13 protein-coding genes are annotated in these 16,429 nt (G+C 72.6%); 9 read left to right on the top strand and 4 right to left on the bottom strand.

Annotated elements, in window-relative coordinates:
* Nucleotides 1-40: 40 nt before the first annotated feature.
* On the bottom strand, nt 41-970 hold the full coding sequence (locus Q3W68_RS14890) for a LysR family transcriptional regulator (protein WP_302905988.1): 930 nt from the start codon (nt 968-970) through the stop codon (nt 41-43).
* A gap of 83 nt (nt 971-1,053) precedes the next feature.
* Between Q3W68_RS14890 and Q3W68_RS14885 the strand changes: the two genes are divergently transcribed.
* The 6 genes from Q3W68_RS14885 (at nt 1,054) to Q3W68_RS14860 (ending at nt 7,927) form a co-directional block, all read left to right on the top strand.
* Nucleotides 1,054-1,737, top strand: coding sequence for a succinate dehydrogenase cytochrome b subunit (locus tag Q3W68_RS14885; protein WP_302906195.1), 684 nt, complete (start codon nt 1,054-1,056; stop codon nt 1,735-1,737).
* Between the two features lies 1 nt (nt 1,738).
* On the top strand, nt 1,739-3,676 hold the full coding sequence (locus Q3W68_RS14880) for a fumarate reductase/succinate dehydrogenase flavoprotein subunit (RefSeq protein WP_302905987.1): 1,938 nt from the start codon (nt 1,739-1,741) through the stop codon (nt 3,674-3,676).
* Nucleotides 3,673-4,425 carry a succinate dehydrogenase/fumarate reductase iron-sulfur subunit gene (locus Q3W68_RS14875; protein WP_302905986.1) on the top strand — a complete coding sequence of 251 codons (753 nt, stop codon included), beginning with the start codon at nt 3,673-3,675 and terminating at the stop codon, nt 4,423-4,425. Before Q3W68_RS14880 ends, Q3W68_RS14875 begins: the two co-directional genes overlap by 4 nt.
* Before the next feature lie 154 nt (nt 4,426-4,579).
* A complete protein-coding gene (locus tag Q3W68_RS14870) occupies nt 4,580-5,764 on the top strand; it encodes a zinc-dependent alcohol dehydrogenase (protein WP_302905985.1) in 1,185 nt (394 codons plus the stop codon).
* Nucleotides 5,761-6,705 carry an SDR family NAD(P)-dependent oxidoreductase gene (locus tag Q3W68_RS14865; RefSeq protein WP_302905984.1) on the top strand — a complete coding sequence of 315 codons (945 nt, stop codon included), beginning with the start codon at nt 5,761-5,763 and terminating at the stop codon, nt 6,703-6,705. The genes Q3W68_RS14870 and Q3W68_RS14865 overlap by 4 nt, the downstream gene beginning before the upstream one ends.
* Nucleotides 6,706-6,781: 76 nt before the next feature.
* A complete protein-coding gene (locus tag Q3W68_RS14860; RefSeq protein WP_302905983.1) occupies nt 6,782-7,927 on the top strand; it encodes an MBL fold metallo-hydrolase in 1,146 nt (381 codons plus the stop codon).
* Nucleotides 7,928-7,975: 48 nt separating this feature from the next.
* On the opposite strand, the gene dgt is transcribed toward Q3W68_RS14860, so the two are convergent.
* Both dgt and Q3W68_RS14850 read right to left on the bottom strand, forming a co-directional pair.
* Complete coding sequence (dgt, locus tag Q3W68_RS14855; RefSeq protein ID WP_302905982.1) at nt 7,976-9,487, bottom strand: deoxyguanosinetriphosphate triphosphohydrolase family protein; 1,512 nt, start codon at nt 9,485-9,487, stop codon at nt 7,976-7,978.
* Nucleotides 9,488-9,532: 45 nt separating this feature from the next.
* Entirely contained in the window at nt 9,533-10,795 is a 1,263-nt protein-coding gene (locus Q3W68_RS14850) for a nucleotide sugar dehydrogenase (RefSeq protein ID WP_302905981.1), read from the bottom strand.
* Between the two features lie 171 nt (nt 10,796-10,966).
* Here Q3W68_RS14850 and Q3W68_RS14845 point away from each other — a divergent pair, with 171 nt between their 5' ends.
* Nucleotides 10,967-13,456 (top strand): Tex family protein, encoded by a 2,490-nt coding sequence (locus Q3W68_RS14845; protein ID WP_302905980.1) that lies wholly within the window; start codon nt 10,967-10,969, stop codon nt 13,454-13,456.
* A gap of 121 nt (nt 13,457-13,577) precedes the next feature.
* Here Q3W68_RS14845 and Q3W68_RS14840 read toward each other — a convergent pair whose 3' ends face one another.
* Complete coding sequence (locus Q3W68_RS14840; protein WP_302905979.1) at nt 13,578-14,585, bottom strand: DUF389 domain-containing protein; 1,008 nt, start codon at nt 14,583-14,585, stop codon at nt 13,578-13,580.
* A gap of 143 nt (nt 14,586-14,728) precedes the next feature.
* Here Q3W68_RS14840 and Q3W68_RS14835 point away from each other — a divergent pair, with 143 nt between their 5' ends.
* Both Q3W68_RS14835 and Q3W68_RS14830 read left to right on the top strand, forming a co-directional pair.
* Nucleotides 14,729-15,163: a hypothetical protein gene (locus Q3W68_RS14835; RefSeq protein ID WP_302905978.1), complete on the top strand. Its 435-nt coding sequence runs from the start codon at nt 14,729-14,731 to the stop codon at nt 15,161-15,163.
* 112 nt (nt 15,164-15,275) lie between these two features.
* A complete protein-coding gene (locus tag Q3W68_RS14830; RefSeq protein WP_302905977.1) occupies nt 15,276-16,358 on the top strand; it encodes a GNAT family N-acetyltransferase in 1,083 nt (360 codons plus the stop codon).
* Nucleotides 16,359-16,429: the final 71 nt, after the last annotated feature.

Raw genomic sequence — 16,429 nt, 5'->3', positions numbered from 1 at the left:
CGGGGCCGAAACTGCAAGATCGCGCGGGAGGGGGGCGGGGCTAGAGGGGTTCTACGCCTGGGGGGAGGGCGGCGGTGGCGGTGGCGTCGTGGACGTACTCCAGGAGGATGCGGCGCAGCTCGCGCCCGGCGTGGGTGGGCACCACGTCGCGGCGGCGGGCCACCGCGATGGTCCGGCGGACGCCGGGCGGCACGAGCCGGGTGACCCGGATGCCGGCGCGGCGGGCCACCACGATGCCCGGCACCAGCGCGACGCCGAGCCCGGCCTCGACGAAGCTGAGCACCGCGTCCATCTCCCCGCCGTCGACGGACAGGGTCGGCTCGAACCCGGCGGCCCGGCACGCCTGGAGCGTGGCGTCGCGCAGGTCGTAGCCCTCGCGGAACATGACGAGCGGCTGGTCGCGCAGGTCGGTGATGCGCAGTTCCCCGGCGGGCGAGGCACCCGGCAGCGGGTCGACCGAGGCGACCACCAGGCTCTCGCGCAGGATCGGGTCGGCGCGCAGCCCCGGGTCGGTGCCGGTCGACGGCATGATGATCAGCGCGAGGTCGAGGTCGCCGCGGAGCAGGTCCCGGACGAGGTCCTGCGAGCCGCCCTCCTCCACCCGCAGGTCGACTGTGGGGTACGCGTCGCGGAACCGGCGCAGCACCGGCGGGGCGAGCGAGGTGGCCAGGCTGGGCGTGGCACCGAGCCGGACCCGCCCGCGGCGCAGCCCCACCAGCTCCTGCACCTCGCGGGTGGCGGTCTCCACGTCGGCGAGGATCCGCTTGGCCAGCGGCAGCAGCACCTCACCGGCCGCGGTGAGTGTGATGTTGCCCCTTACCCGCTCGAACAGCGGGGCCCCCAGGTCGGTCTCCAGCGCGTGAATTTGCTTACTCAACGAGGGCTGGGTTATGCCGACAAGATCGGCTGCCTGGGTGAAATGTCGTACTTCGGCGACCGCTACGAAGTACCGAAGCTGATGGAGCTGCATCTACATAGCTTACGGCTATCAACACTGCGATTTCGATGCATTGGACGCCTGATCGAAGTGCTCCTAGCGTCGACCGCGTGGTAATCACGAAAACTCGGTCGCCCATCCGCTCGAACGTCGGCCTCAAGGCCGTCATGGCGGTGACGGGCATCATCCTGGTGCTGTTCCTGATCCTGCACATGGTCGGCAACCTGAAGATCTTCACGGGCGAGACCTCGTTCGACCACTACGCGCACTGGCTGCGGGACATCGGCACGCCGCTGCTGCCGACGACGTGGTTCCTGTGGATCCAGCGCACGGTGCTCACCCTCGCCGTCCTGGGGCACATCGGCGCGGCCACCGTGCTCGCGATGCGCGCCCGGGCCGCCCGCCCGGTGAAGTACGCGCACCGCCGCAAGATCCACGTGAACTACGCGGCCCGCACGATGCGCTGGGGTGGTGTGATCATCCTGCTCTTCGTGATCTACCACATCCTGGACCTGACCACTGGTCACCTGAACCCGCAGGGCGACCCGTCGAACCCGTACGGCAACGTGGTCGCCGACTTCGCGCCGGAGCGCTGGTACGTCACGCTCTTCTACACCCTCGCGCTGGTGACCCTCGGCTTCCACCTGCGCCACGGCGCCTTCAGCGCGTTCCGCAGCCTCGGCCAGCAGACGCCCAAGGGTGAGCGCCGGGCCCGGATCGCCGCGCTCGTCTTCGCCGTCGCGCTCGTCGGCGGCTACCTGCTGGTCCCGTTCGCCGTGATCACCGGATTGGTGGCCTGACATGGATCTCTACACCGAGGGCGACCCGATCGCCGACACCCGGGCCCCGGACGGCCCGATCGAGACGCGGTGGGAGCGCCACCGCTTCGAGATGAAGCTGGTCAACCCGGCCAACCGCCGGAAGATGACGGTGATCGTGGTCGGCACCGGCCTGGCCGGCGGCTCCGCCGCCGCCACGCTGGCCGAGCAGGGCTACCGGGTGAAGTCCTACTGCTACCAGGACAGCCCGCGCCGGGCCCACTCGATCGCCGCGCAGGGCGGCATCAACGCCGCCAAGAACTACCGCAACGACGGCGACTCGGTGCACCGCCTGTTCTACGACACGGTCAAGGGCGGCGACTTCCGCTCCCGCGAGTCGAACGTGCACCGGCTGGCCGAGGTGTCGGTGAACATCATCGACCAGTGCGTGGCCCAGGGCGTGCCGTTCGCCCGCGAGTACGGCGGCCTGCTGGACACCCGCTCCTTCGGCGGTGCCCAGGTGCAGCGCACCTTCTACGCGCGGGGCCAGACGGGCCAGCAGCTGCTGCTCGGCGCGTACCAGGCGCTGGAGCGGCAGATCGGCCTGGGCAACGTGGAGATGAACGCCCGCCACGAGATGCTCGAACTGGTCCTCGTCGACGGCCGCGCGCGCGGCATCGTGGTCCGCGACATGGTCACCGGCGAGATCAGCACCGAGATGGCCGACGCTGTCGTGCTCGCCTCCGGCGGCTACGGCAACGTCTTCTACCTCTCCACGAACGCCAAGGGCTGCAACGTCACCGCCTCCTGGCGGGCGCACCGCAAGGGCGCGTACTTCGCCAACCCCTGCTACACGCAGATCCACCCGACCTGCATCCCGGTCTCCGGCGACCACCAGTCGAAGCTGACCCTGATGAGCGAGTCGCTGCGCAACGACGGCCGGGTGTGGGTGCCCAAGGCCAAGGGCGACCAGCGCAGCCCGCGGGACATCCCCGAGGACGAGCGGGACTACTACCTGGAGCGGATCTACCCGTCCTTCGGCAACCTGGTCCCCCGCGACATCGCCTCCCGCGCCGCGAAGAACGTCTGCGACGAGGGGCGTGGGGTCGGCCCGACCGGCCTCGGCGTCTACCTGGACTTCGCCGACGCGATCAACCGGCTCGGCCGCAAGGCCATCGAGGCCAAGTACGGCAACCTCTTCGAGATGTACGAGCGGATCACCGGCGAGGACCCGTACCAGGTGCCGATGCGGATCTACCCCGCCGTGCACTACACGATGGGCGGCCTCTGGGTCGACTACGACCTGCAGTCGAGCATCCCCGGCCTGTTCGTGATCGGTGAGGCCAACTTCTCCGACCACGGCGCGAACCGGCTCGGCGCCTCGGCGCTGATGCAGGGCCTGGCCGACGGCTACTTCGTGCTGCCGAACACGCTCGCCAACTACCTGGCCTCCTCCGGCCCGCTGGACAAGGTCGACGCGAGCCACCCCGAGGCGGTCGCGGCGCGTACCGACGTCGAGGACCGGATCAAGCGGCTGCTGGCGATCAACGGCGACCGCACCGTGGACTCGTTCCACCGCGAGCTGGGCCAGATCATGTGGGAGCACTGCGGCATGGAGCGCTCCGAGGCCGGGCTGCGCAAGGCGATCGACGAGATCCGCGCGCTGCGTGAGCAGTTCTGGCAGCGGGTGCGCGTCCCGGGCGACGGCGAGGGGCTCAACCAGTCGCTGGAGAAGGCCGGCCGGGTGGCCGACTTCTTCGAGCTGGCCGAGCTGATGTGCATCGACGCCCTGCACCGCGAGGAGTCCTGCGGCGGCCACTTCCGGGCCGAGCACCAGACGCCCGACGGCGAGGCGCAGCGCGACGACGACCGGTTCGCCTACGTGGCGGCGTGGGAGTACACCGGCACCGGTGAGCCCGTGCTGCACAAGGAAGACCTGACCTTCGAATACGTCCACCCCACGCAGCGGAGCTACAAGTGAACCTGACCCTGCGCATCTGGCGCCAGACCGGCCCCGAGGACAAGGGTCGGATGGTGACCTACCCGGTGCAGGACGTGTCCCCTGACATGTCCTTCCTGGAGATGCTCGACGTACTGAACGAGCGACTCATCCTCGACGGCGAGGAGCCGGTCGCGTTCGACCACGACTGCCGCGAGGGCATCTGCGGCATGTGCAGCCTCATGATCAACGGCGAGGCGCACGGCCCGCAGCGCGGCACCACCGCCTGCCAGCTGCACATGCGGCAGTTCTCCGACGGCGACACGATCGACATCGAGCCGTGGCGGGCCCGGGCCTTCCCAGTCGTCAAGGACCTGGTGGTCAACCGCAACGCGTTCGACCAGATCATCGCGGCCGGCGGCTACGTCACCGCGCCGACCGGCAGCGCCCCGGAGGCGCACTCCGTGCCGGTGCCGAAGGCCGACGCGGACGCCGCCTTCGAGTCGGCTGCCTGCATCGCCTGCGGCGCCTGCGTGGCGGCCTGCCCGAACGGCTCCGGCATGCTGTTCACCGCCGCGAAGATCACCCAGCTCTCGCTGCTGCCGCAGGGCCAGCCGGAGCGCTACACCCGGGTGATCGGCATGGTGGACGCGCACGACGAGGCCGGCTTCGGCGGCTGCACAAACATCGGCGAGTGCGCGGCGGCCTGCCCGAAGGGCATCCCGCTGAACACCATCGGCCGGCTCAACCGGGACTACCTGAAGGCGACGGCCAAGCGCGCCGGCTCCTGACACGCGGCCACCAACCCACGCGACCGCCGCGCCCCGCATCCGGGGGCGCGGCGGTCGCCGTTGACCGGGGTATCAGGCTGCCGGCGCCGCCGATTCAACAGCCCCCTGCCGGGTAGCAGTCCGAGGGACGGCACCGGAGAGGGGACATACAGGCATGAAGGCACTGACCTGGCACGGCAAGCGGGACGTTCGCGTCGAGGACGTCCCGGATCCCCGGATCGAGGAGCCGACCGACGCGATCGTCCGGATCACCTCGACCGCCATCTGCGGCTCCGACCTGCACCTGTACGAGGTGCTCGGGCCGTACCTGCAGCCCGGCGACATCCTCGGGCACGAGCCGATGGGCATCGTCGAGGAGGTCGGACCCGGGGTGACCCGGCTCAAGAAGGGCGACCGGGTGGTCATCCCGTTCAACATCTCCTGCGGCTCGTGCTGGATGTGCGAGCGGCAGCTCTACGCCCAGTGCGAGACCACGCAGGTGACCAGCCAGGGCAAGGGCGCGTCCCTGTTCGGCTACACCTCGCTGTACGGCTCGGTCCCCGGCGGTCAGGCCGAGTACCTGCGCGTCCCGCAGGCGCAGTTCGGCCCGATCAAGATCCCGGACAGCGGCCCGGACGAGCGCTGGCTCTACCTGTCCGACATCCTGCCCACCGCCTGGCAGGCGGTGAAGTACGCGGACACCCCGCCCGGCGGCACGCTCGCCGTGTTCGGGCTCGGCCCGGTCGGGCAGTTCTGCGCCCGGATCGGCCGCCACCTGGGCGCCGGCCGCGTGATCGGGCTGGACCTGGTCCCCGAGCGGCTGGAGATGGCCCGGCGGCACGGCATCGAGGTGCTCGACGTCAGCCAGCTCGACGACGTACCGGGCACGCTCATCGACCTGGTCGACGGACGCGGCCCGGACGCCGTGATCGACGCGGTCGGCATGGAGGCGCACGGCGCGCCGCTGGGCAAGATGGCGCAGACCGCCGCCGGGCTGCTGCCGGACAAGCTGGCCCAGGCGATGACCGACAAGGCCGGCGTGGACCGGCTCGTGGTGCTGCACGCCGCGCTCAAGGCCGTGCGGCGCGGCGGCACCGTGTCGATCTCCGGCGTGTACGGCGGCGAGCAGGACCCGATGCCGCTGATGGAGATGTTCGACAGGGGCATCCAGCTGCGCATGGGCCAGTGCCACGTGCGGCGCTGGGTCGACGACATCATCCCGCTGCTGGAGCGCGACGACGACCCGCTGGGCGTGGAGGACCTGCGGACCCACCGGCTGCCGCTGACCGACGCGCCGCGCGCGTACGAGATGTTCCAGAAGAAGGAGGACGGCTGCGTCAAGGTCGTGCTCGCGCCGTGACCCGGACGGTGGTCGTCACCGGCGCGACCAGCGGGATCGGCCGGGCGACCGCCCGCGAGCTGGCGGGCCGCGGAGACCGGCTGGTCCTCGCGGCCCGCTCCCCCGCCACGCTCGACGAGGTGCGCGACGAGTGCCGGGCCGCGGGCGCGACGGCGATCGCCGTACCGACGGACGTGACAGCGCCCGGCGCGGTGGCCGCGCTGGCCGACGCTGCGCGGGCCGAGTTCGGCCGCGTCGACGCCTGGGTGCACACCGCCGCGGTGATGGCATACGGCCGCTTCGACGAGACCCCGGCCGAGGTGTTCGAGCAGGTGGTCCGCACCGACCTGCTGGCCGCCGCCGCTGTGGCCCGGGAGGCGCTGCGCCGGTTCCGGGACGCCGGCGGCGGCACGCTGGTGCTCACCGGCTCGGTGCTCGGGCACATCACCGCGCCCTACATGAGCGGCTACGTGGCAGCCAAGTGGGGCCTGCAGGGACTGGCCCGCACCCTCCAGCAGGAGGCGCGGGAGACACCCGGCATCGCGATCTGCCTGGTCAACCCGGGCAGCGTCGACACACCCGTCTACCGGCAGGCGGCCAACTACCTGGGCCGGATCGGCCGGCCGCCACCCCCGATCGCTTCGCCCGAACGGGTGGCCCGGGCCATCGCGCACTGCCTCGACCGGCCGCGCCGGGAGGTCTCGGTGGGACGGCTCAACGTGATCATGCGCTTCGGCTTCACCGCCCTGCCCGGCGTGTACGACGTGCTGGTGGGGCCGCTGATGCGCCTGGCCGGGCTGACCCGGCAGCCGGTCGCCGCGCACCAGGGCATCGTGTTCACGCCCAACCCGGCCGGCGAGGCGGTCCGCGGCGGATGGGTGCCCGACGTGTCCCAGGTGGTCCGCGCCGTCGGCGGGCGCGCGGCGACTGTGGCGTCCGCGGTGCGCCGCCGGCTGCCCTGACCGGGCGGACCGTCGCGTGGGCGGACCGGGACGAGGGTGGTTACCGTGTACGACGGGACACGGCGGAGGGACGAGCATGCGGCAACCAACGGGGCGGGAACCGGACCGGACGCGCGGCGGGCGGGTGTGGAAGCTCGCCGGGCTGGCCGCAGTCGCCGGGCTGGCCTGGGTGGCGCGGGACGTACCCGCCCAGCTCGGTGGCCGGCTCACCGGCGCCCGGGCGGAACGGGCGGCCCGGTCACCGCGCTTCCACGACGGCACGTTCCACAACCCGGCCGGCGCCAGCGCCACGATGGTCGCCGACCCGGGCCGCAACCTCGTCCGGGAGCTGATCTTCGGCAAGCAGAAGCGGCGGCCGGGCAGCCCGGTGCCGCTGCTGCGCCCGGCCGCCGCGCCGGCCGGCGACCCGGCCCGCGAGCTGAACGTCATCTGGTACGGCCACGCCTCCACGCTCGTCGAGATCGAGGGGCACCGGGTCCTGCTCGACCCGGTGTGGAGCGACAGGTGCTCCCCGTCCGGCCTGGTCGGCCCGCGGCGCATCCACGAGCCGCCGGTCCGCCTGACCGAGCTGCCCCCGCTGGACGCGGTGCTGATCTCGCACGACCACTACGACCACCTGGACATGGAGACCGTCCGCACACTGGCCGATCTCCAGTCCGCGCCGTTCGTGGTGCCGCTCGGCGTCGGCGCCCACCTGGCCCGCTGGGGCGTACCGGAGCACCGCATCGTCGAGCTGGACTGGTCCGAGAGCCACCGGGCCGGCGGGCTGACGCTCACCGCGACCGCCGCGCAGCACTTCTCCGGACGTGGCCTGCGCCGCGACGGCACGCTCTGGAGCTCCTGGACGATCACCGGTACGCACCGGAGCGTCTTCTACACCGGCGACTCCGGCTACTTCGACGGGTACGCCGCGATCGGCGCCGAACACGGCCCGTTCGACGTGACGCTGATGCAGATCGGCGCGTACGACAGGGCGTGGCCGCACATCCACATGTTCCCGGAGGAGGCGGTCGCCGCCCACCTCGACGTCCGCGGCGGACTGCTGGTGCCGGTGCACTGGGGCACGTTCAACCTGGCCCTGCACGACTGGTCCGAGCCGGTGGACCGGCTCTGGGCCGAGGCGAAGGCGCGCGACGTCCGGCTCGCCGTGCCGCGCCCCGGCGAGCGGGTGGTGGTGGACGAGCCGCCGGCGGTCGACGGGTGGTGGCAGTCGGTCGCCTGATCCGGCGCGGCCCCTGGGTGGCGCGGTCGCCTCGTGCTCTCGGCCGGCTCAGAGCACGAAGGCGTCCGTCCACAGCGCGCCCGAGCGGCCCGACAACGCGTCGAGCATCGCCACCGCCTGACCGTCGGTGAGCTGCGCGACGAAGTCGATGATGGCCCGGCCCCGGGCTCGGCCGATCCGGTCCGGGGTACGCGGGTGCAGCTCCGCCTCGGCCAGCTCCACCAGGTCGTGCAGCCGGCGCGGCAGCCGGGACTCCTCGTCCGGGTCCAGCAGCCACTCCCAGAGCGCCTCCACCAGCGTGCCCAGCAGCCGGGCCTGGCCGCGCTGGTGCAGGGCCAGGTCCGGGCGGGCCAGCACGAACCGGTGATGCACGAACTTGAGCACCTGCACCTCGTGCCACTGCGCCTTCGCCAGCAGCACGTACCCGGAGCGGACCCCCGGATCCGGTGTCACGGTGATGGCGTCCACGAAGCGGGTGGACCAGCGGGCGGAGAACCGGGCCACGTACTGCTCCGCCTCGATCGAGCCGTCGAACGGCAGCGCCAGCAGCCCCTCGACCAGCTCCTCGCGGACGTGCTCGACAGCGGCGGCGAACGCCTCGTCGTCGGCGATCCAGCCGTCCTTGCGGTGCAGCTGCCGGCGCAGCCGCTCGATCGCCACGCCCGGCCGCCGGCCCGCCGCCTCCAGCGCCGAAGCGGTGATCGACCGCAGGTGACCGCACTCCCGCTGCCAAGCCATCAGCTCGGCCGCCACCGCGCCCTGCTGGAGCACCCCGACACGGTAGAAGTCCTCCACGTCGTGGATCGCGTACGCGATGTCGTCGGCGGTGTCCATCACCGACGCCTCGGGGGTCTGCTGCCAGTCCGGGATCCGCCCGGTGAACGGCTCCCGTGCCTGCCGCAGGTCGTCCAGCTCGGTGCGGTACGCGCCGAACTTCACCGACCCGCTCTCCGGATCCTCCGGCGGCGCCGCCGCGCCCCGGGGCGGGGGGTCCAGGTGACGCGGGTGCGGGTCGGGATGGTCCAGGCGGGTCCACGGGTACTTCAGCATGGCCGCCCGGACCGCCGCGGTCAGGTCCAGCCCGGTGGTCGCCGCGCCGCGGATCTCGGTGCTGGTGACGATCCGGTACGACTGGGCGTTGCCCTCGAAGCCGTCGGCCAGCCCGAGGCGCTGCCGGGCCAGCCGGTCCAGCACCCGCTCCCCCAGGTGCCCGAACGGCGGGTGCCCGAGGTCGTGCGCGAGCGCGGCGGCCTCCACCACCTCCGGGTCGCAGCCGCCGAGCTTCTCCAGCAGGTCGCGGTGGGCCGGGTCGGCGTTCAGCCGCTCCGCTATCGCCCGGGCCACCTGGGCCACCTTCAGGCTGTGGGTGAGCCGGTTGTGCACGAGCAGCCCGGACCCACCCGGGCTGATCACCTGGGTCACGCCGCCCAGCCGGGCGAAGAACGGCGATCCGACGATCCGGTCCCGGTCGGCCCGGAACGGGCCGGCGGCCAGGTCGCCGAGTGCCCGGGCGCTGCCACCGAACAGCCGCCGGGCCCGCGGATCCGCAGGTGCCTCCATGATCGCCACGCTAGCGCAGCCGGCGGCGGGCCGGGCAGGGTGTGCCTAGAGGCGCTCCACCACCGGTCCGGAGCACCGGTTGCGGGCATCGAACACGTAGCGGGCCCGCCGGGACACCATCTCGTAGTCGAAGACGTCGTGGTCGGTCGTGACCACCACCGCGTCGGCCGCGTCGACCTCCTGCTCGGTCAGCGGCACGACGAGCACGCCACCCGGGATCTGGTGCGCCTCGGCGTACGGCTCGGCCGCGCGGACGTCCGCACCGAGGTCGCACAGCCGCCGGGCGACGTCCACCGCCGGTGAGTCCCGCATGTCCCCGGTGTTCTTCTTGTACGCCAGGCCGAGCATCAGCAGGCGCGCGCCGTTGACGGCACGACCGGTGCGGTTCAGGCCGGCCATCACCCGCTGCGCCACGTGCTCGGGCATCTCGTGGTTGACGTCGTTGGCCAGCTCGATGAACCGGAACTGGCGGCCCAGGCGCCGCTTGACCTGCCAGGACAGGTAGCAGGGGTCGATCGGCAGGCAGTGTCCGCCGACACCCGGGCCGGGCCGGAACGGCATGAACCCGAACGGCTTCGTCTCCGCGGCGTCGATCGCCTGCCAGACGTCGATGCCCAGGTGGTGGGAGAGCACCGTCAGCTCGTTGATCAGGCCCAGGTTCACCTGACGGAACGTGTTCTCGATCAGTTTGGTCAGCTCCGCGACCCGGGTGGAGGACACCGGGACGGTCCGTTCCACGATCCGGCGGTAGAACCCGTCCACCCGCGCCAGCGAGGGCTCGTCCACGCCGGCGACGACCTTCGGTGTGTTCTCCAGCCGCCAGGTCGGGTTGCCGGGGTCGATGCGTTCCGGGCTGTAGCCGAGGTGGAAGTCGCCCGGCGCGTGCAGCCCGCTGGCCGATTCGAGCAGCGGACGCAGCAGCTCCTCGGTGGTGCCCGGGTACGTCGTCGACTCCAGCACCACGGTGCTGCCCGGCCGCACGTACGGGCCGATGCCCCGGCCGGCCTGCTCCACGTAGCTCAGGTCCGGGGTGCCGTCGCGCAGCGGCGTGGGCACGGTGATCACGCAGACGTCGAAACCCTCGGCGTCGGCGTACTCGGTGCTCGGCAGGTAGCGGCCGCTGCCGAGCGCCCGGCCCAGCCGGTCGGCGGGGATGTCCTCCACGAAGGACTCGCCGGAGGCGAGCCGCTTGACCCGGTCGGCGTCGACGTCCAGCCCGACCACGTCGAAGCCGGCCTCGACGGCCCGCATGGCCAGCGGGAGGCCGACGTACCCCTGACCGATGACGACCACTTTCTCAGCGCTCACCCGGGCTCCAGACAACCGTAGGAAATCACCTGATTGGAGGCTAGAGGGGTTTCTGAGACCGGAAGTCCGTTTTCGGGATATCGGTCCGGCCCGCCGTGCGGCCGGTGCGGCGCGCGCGGCGGCAGCGGGCAGAATGCACGACGGAACCCACCCGAGAAGGCGGATCAGATCGTGACCCAGTCTGTGCACCAGCGGATCGCCGAGGAACTCGGCGTCGCCGAACGGCAGGTACGGGCGGCAGTCGAGCTGCTCGACGGCGGCGCCACAGTGCCGTTCATCGCCCGCTACCGCAAGGAGGCCACCGGCCTGCTCGACGACGCGCAGCTGCGCACGCTGGAGGAGCGGCTGCGCTACCTGCGCGAGCTGGACGAGCGGCGCGCTGCGGTGCTGGAGTCGATCCGGAGCCAGGGCAAGCTCGACGAGGCGCTGGAGGCGCAGATCCTCGCCGCCGACTCGAAGTCCCGCCTGGAGGACATCTACCTGCCCTACAAGCCGAAGCGACGTACCCGCGCGCAGATCGCCCGCGAGGCCGGGCTGGAACCGCTCGCGGACACGCTCCTGACCGATCCGGCCCAGGACCCGAAGACCGTGGCCGCCGGGTTCGCCGACCCGGACAGGGGCGTCGCGGACGCGGCTGCCGCCCTGGACGGGGCGCGGGCCATCCTGATCGAGCGCTTCGCCGAGGACGCCGACCTCATCGGCACGCTGCGCGAGCAGATGTGGTCGCGGGGCCGGCTGGTCTCCCGGGTACGCGACGGGCAGGAGACTGCCGGCGCGAAGTTCGCCGACTACTTCGACTTCGCCGAGCCGTACCCGAAGCTGCCCTCGCACCGCATCCTCGCCATGTTCCGGGGCGAGAAGGAGGGCGTGCTGGAGCTGACCATGGACCCGGAGGCCGAGGGCGACGCCGACACCGCCACCGGACCGAGCCGCTACGAGGCCGCCGTGGCGGGACGCTTCGGCATCAGCGACCAGGGGCGCCCGGCCGACCGGTGGCTGGCCGACACGGTGCGCTGGGCCTGGCGTACCCGGATCCTCATCCACCTGGGTGCGGACCTGCGGATGCGGCTGTGGCAGGCGGCCGAGGAGGAGGCCGTGCGGGTCTTCGCCACCAACCTGCGTGACCTGCTGCTGGCCGCCCCGGCCGGGGCGCGGGCGACGATGGGTCTCGACCCGGGCCTGCGCACCGGCGTGAAGGTGGCGGTGGTCGACGCCACCGGCAAGGTGGTCGCCACCGACACGATCTATCCGCACGAGCCGCGCCGGCAGTGGGACGCGTCGCTGCACACGCTCGCCACGCTCGCCGCCGCGCACGGCGTCGAGCTGGTCGCGATCGGCAACGGCACCGCCAGCCGGGAGACCGACAAGCTCGCCGGTGACCTGATCAAGCAGCACCCGGAGCTGAAGCTCACCAAGGTGGTCGTCTCCGAGGCCGGCGCGTCGGTCTACTCCGCCTCCGCGTACGCCTCGCAGGAGCTGCCCGGCCTGGACGTGTCGCTGCGCGGCGCGGTGTCGATCGCCCGCCGCCTCCAGGACCCGCTGGCCGAGCTGGTGAAGATCGACCCGCGGTCGATCGGCGTCGGGCAGTACCAGCACGACCTGTCCGAGGTGAAGCTGTCCCGCTCGCTCGACGCGGTGGTCGAGGACTGCGTCAACGCGGTCGGCGTGGACGTCAACACCGCCTCCGCGCCGCTGCTCACCCGGGTCTCCGGCATCGGCGCCGGGCTGGCCGAGAACATCGTGCTGCACCGCGACGCCAACGGGCCGTTCCGCACCCGGACCGAGCTGAAGAAGGTGCCGCGGCTCGGGCCGAAGGCGTTCGAGCAGTGCGCCGGCTTCCTGCGCATCCCCGGTGGCGACGACCCGCTCGACTCCTCCAGCGTGCACCCCGAGGCGTACCCGGTGGTGCGTCGCATCCTCTCCACCACCGGACAGGATCTGCGGGCGCTGATCGGCAAGTCGGCCATCCTGCGCGGCCTGCGCGCGACCGACTTCGTCGACGACACGTTCGGCCTGCCCACCGTCACCGACATCCTGGCCGAGCTGGAGAAGCCCGGTCGCGACCCGCGCCCGGAGTTCCGCACCGCGACGTTCGTCGAGGGCGTGGAGAAGATCAGCGACCTGACCCCGGGCATGGTGCTGGAGGGCGTGGTGACGAACGTGGCCGCGTTCGGCGCGTTCGTCGACGTGGGCGTGCACCAGGACGGCCTGGTGCACGTCTCGGCCATGTCGCACACCTTCGTCAAGGACCCGCGCGACGTGGTGAAGTCCGGCGACGTGGTCAAGGTCCGGGTGCTCGACGTGGACGTGCCGCGCAAGCGGATCTCGCTGACGCTGCGGCTGGACGACGAGGCTCCGGCCGGCGGCCGGACCGCGACCGGCGGTCCGGGCGCAGAGCAGCGCGGCGGCCGGCGCGGCGGCGGGCAGCGCGGTGACGGCGGCGGCCAGCGCAGTGACGGCGGCGGCCCGCGCGGTGACGGCGGTGGCCAGGGCCGTGACGGCGGTGGCCGGCGCGGTGACGCCGGCGGCCGGCGTGGCGGCCAGGGCGATCGGGGCGGCTCGCGCGGTGGTCCGTCGCAGCGGCAGGGACGTGGTGGCGGAGCGGCGGCGCCGGTCAACGACGCGATGGCGGAGGCGCTGCGCCGGGCCGGCCTGGCCTGACGGCGGCGGCCGCTGGTCGGGCCGACGCCACGAACGCGTCAGCCCGACCGGCGGCCGCTGGATCGGCCCGGGCGCGCGCCGCCCGCTGGACGACGGCCGGCCGGGCGCGGGCCGGTCCGTCTCATCCGGCGTCGCGACGCGGGCGGTCGCTCCCGGCGGACGCCGGGTCACGTTCGGCCCGCTGCCGGGGCACCGGCCGCCCGGCCCGCCGCGCCACCCACCGCCACCAGGAGCGCTGGACCAGCAGCGTGAGCAGACCGGCCAGCACGATGGCGGCCAGGTTGATGACCAGCTGGAGCGCGGAACCGGCGGCCTCGTGCCAGACGCCGTACGCGGCGGCGACCGCCACGTTCGCGGCCGCCGGCACGGTGGTCACCGAGATCAGCACGCCGACCAGGGAGCCGGACTTCTTCGAGGTCAGCGACAGCATCCCGGCGATGCCGGCGAGCAGGCCGACCACCCACGACAGGGCGTCCGGACGCCAGATGAAGTCGGTCAGCGGCCGCTCGGCCAGCAGCATCTCCCGGCTCACCAGACCGGCCGCGTCCAGCGCCCGGGTGCTGACCACCGTCGCGAGCATCGCCGCCACGAAGCCGACGACGAGCGCCTGCACCGATCGGACGGCGACACCCCCCTTGCCGCGCAGCAGCGCCACGCAGAGCGCCGCGAGCGGGCCGAACTCCGGACCGACGACCATCGCGCCGACGATGAGAATGGGCTGGTCGAGCAGCACCCCGATACCGGCGATCATGGTGGCGACGACGATCAGCGCCAGGAAGATGCCGGTGAGCACCGTCTGCTCGCCCGTCTTCGCGGCGACCTCGTCCCAGATCAGGGCGTCGTCACCGTGACCCGGGGCCGCCTCGGCGGCCCGGTCCGCGGCGGCCGAGAGGGTCAGCTCCACGTCGTCGGCGGCGATCGCCCCGCGCCCCTCGACGCCCATCTCCCGCAGCCGGCGCAGGACACCGTCGGCGCTCTCCCGGACCACGTCGCAGGTGATGTAGTCGCCGGCCGGCTGACGGGCCGCGCCCGGCAACACCACGAGGTGCGTCACGCCGGGGTCCGCAGCCAGCAGGTCGGCGATGTCGGACGAGCGGTCCGCTGGTGCGATCACCCGGATGTGCAGCACGAACCAGGCTCCTCGATGGGCGCGACGGACGTCAGCACTCTAGACGATCCGTGCCGGGCGGCAGGTGGCGGCGCGACGGCCCGGCGGTCCTCCCGGGAGCGGCCGGGTCGGGCGGGCGCGGTTGTGGGCGTACCCTCGCGGTCGTGGGTGCCGACGACGACGAGCGGTGGCGGGAGCGGCGACGCCACGCGGTGCGGGCGCACGCCGAGGCCGACGCCCGGCAGCGCGCCGCGGAGCAGGCCGAGGCCGCGGAGCTGGTCGCCCGGTTCGCGGCCGACGCCGCCCGGCGGGGCCTGCGCACCGAGCGGCTCGTGGCCACGCCCTACAGCGGACGCGGCCGCTACCGGACCCCGCTGGTCGGCTGGTACGTGGACCGGGCGCGGAGCCGGGCGGTGGACACCGAGGGCCGGTACTACCTGCTGACCGTGCCGGCCGGCCTGCGCCCCCGGCTGCTCGGCGCCCGGCCCGAGCCGTCCACGCCCTCACTCGTCATCGGCCGCGGCGGGCGCGACGGGGAGTCCCTTCCACTGTCGGCGCTGCTCAGCGCGCGCCTCGAAGCGGGCGACGACTGGCCCTGACGCCGCCGGGCCACCTGTCGACACCGTCCCGGCCGATCCTCGTTACCCAGAACGGACGACGCGTGGCCGGCCGCCATCGGGGCGGCCGTGTCCCGGCGACGGGGGAGCGCAGATGCGACTGGAGATCCTGGACGCCCGCAGACCGGCCGACGACGAGCGCTGGCGTGCTCTGCACCGGGACTGGGACCGGCGGGAGGTCTTCGCCCACCCGGCCTACCTCCGGCTGTTCGCCGGACCGCAGGACGAGCCGCTGGCCGCGTACGCCCGGACCGAGCACGGTTTCGTGCTGTACCCGTTCCTGCTCCGCCCGGTCGACGCGCCGCACCTGGGCGTGCCATCCGGTCGATATCACGACATCACCAGTCCGTACGGCTACGGCGGCGCCTTCCAGAAGGACACGGACGAGCGGGAGGCGAAGGAGTTCTGGGAGGCGTTCGACGCCTTCTGCGCCCGCCGCCACGTGGTGTCCGAGGTCACCCGGCTGTCCCTGTTCGACGACGAGCGGCTCTCCCCGCCGGGTCCGGTCCGGGAGAAGCAGTTGAACGTGGTGCGTGACCTGCGGACCAGCGACGAGGAGATGTGGCGGGAGTTCGACCACAAGGTGCGAAAGAACGTCAACAAGGCTCGCCGCAACGGAGTGACGGTCGAGGTCGACCTCGTCGGCGCGCGGCTCGACGACTTCCTGGGCATCTACGAGAGCACGATGGACCGGCGGGCGGCCGCCAGTGGCTACTACTTTCCCCGTGACTTCTTCGCCCGGATCATCGACGAGTTGCCGGGACAGTTCGCCTTCTTCCACGCGTTGCACGAGGGGAAGGTCGTCTCCACGGAACTGGTGCTGGTGTCCGCACTGAGTCTCTTCTCGTATCTCGGCGGAACCGATCAGGCCGCCTTCGATCTTCGGCCCAACGATCTGCTCAAGGTCGAGATCTGCCGCTGGGGGCGCGCCCAGGGCCGGACCAGGTTCGTCCTGGGTGGCGGTTACACCCCCGACGACGGCATCTTCCGGTACAAGCGGGCCTTCGCCCCCGCAGGGCTGGTGCCGTTCCACCTCGGCACGAGGGTGATCGACGAGCAGACGTACGGACAGCTGTGTTCCGCGCACCGACAGGAGGGCATGCGGCGGGATCCGGCGTGGTCGGCCTCCTCGGAGTTCTTCCCCGAGTACCGCGGCACGTTGCCCGATGCCCGCTGAACGCTGGGTGGGTACGCCGACGTGATCCGCCCGGACACCGTAACGCCACCTCCGTCGGCACGTTGAACCAA

Source organism: Micromonospora sp. C28ISP2-4, from assembly GCF_030519385.1.
GTDB classification, from domain to species: Bacteria; Actinomycetota; Actinomycetes; order Mycobacteriales; family Micromonosporaceae; genus Micromonospora; species Micromonospora tulbaghiae.
The sequence above is the reverse complement of the archived record's forward strand: the minus strand, read 5'-3'. Positions and strand labels throughout refer to the sequence as shown.

Excerpts from the sequence above, each read along its gene's own strand:
- Q3W68_RS14860 (WP_302905983.1), top strand. The coding sequence starts at position 6,782 with ATGCGGCAACCAACGGGGCGGGAACCGGACCGGACGCGCGGCGGGCGG.
- Q3W68_RS14830 (WP_302905977.1), top strand. The coding sequence starts at position 15,276 with ATGCGACTGGAGATCCTGGACGCCCGCAGACCGGCCGACGACGAGCGC.
- dgt (WP_302905982.1), bottom strand. The coding sequence starts at position 9,487 with ATGGAGGCACCTGCGGATCCGCGGGCCCGGCGGCTGTTCGGTGGCAGC.
- Q3W68_RS14880 (WP_302905987.1), top strand. The coding sequence starts at position 1,739 with ATGGATCTCTACACCGAGGGCGACCCGATCGCCGACACCCGGGCCCCG.
- Q3W68_RS14870 (WP_302905985.1), top strand. The coding sequence starts at position 4,580 with ATGAAGGCACTGACCTGGCACGGCAAGCGGGACGTTCGCGTCGAGGAC.
- Q3W68_RS14890 (WP_302905988.1), bottom strand. The coding sequence starts at position 970 with ATGCAGCTCCATCAGCTTCGGTACTTCGTAGCGGTCGCCGAAGTACGA.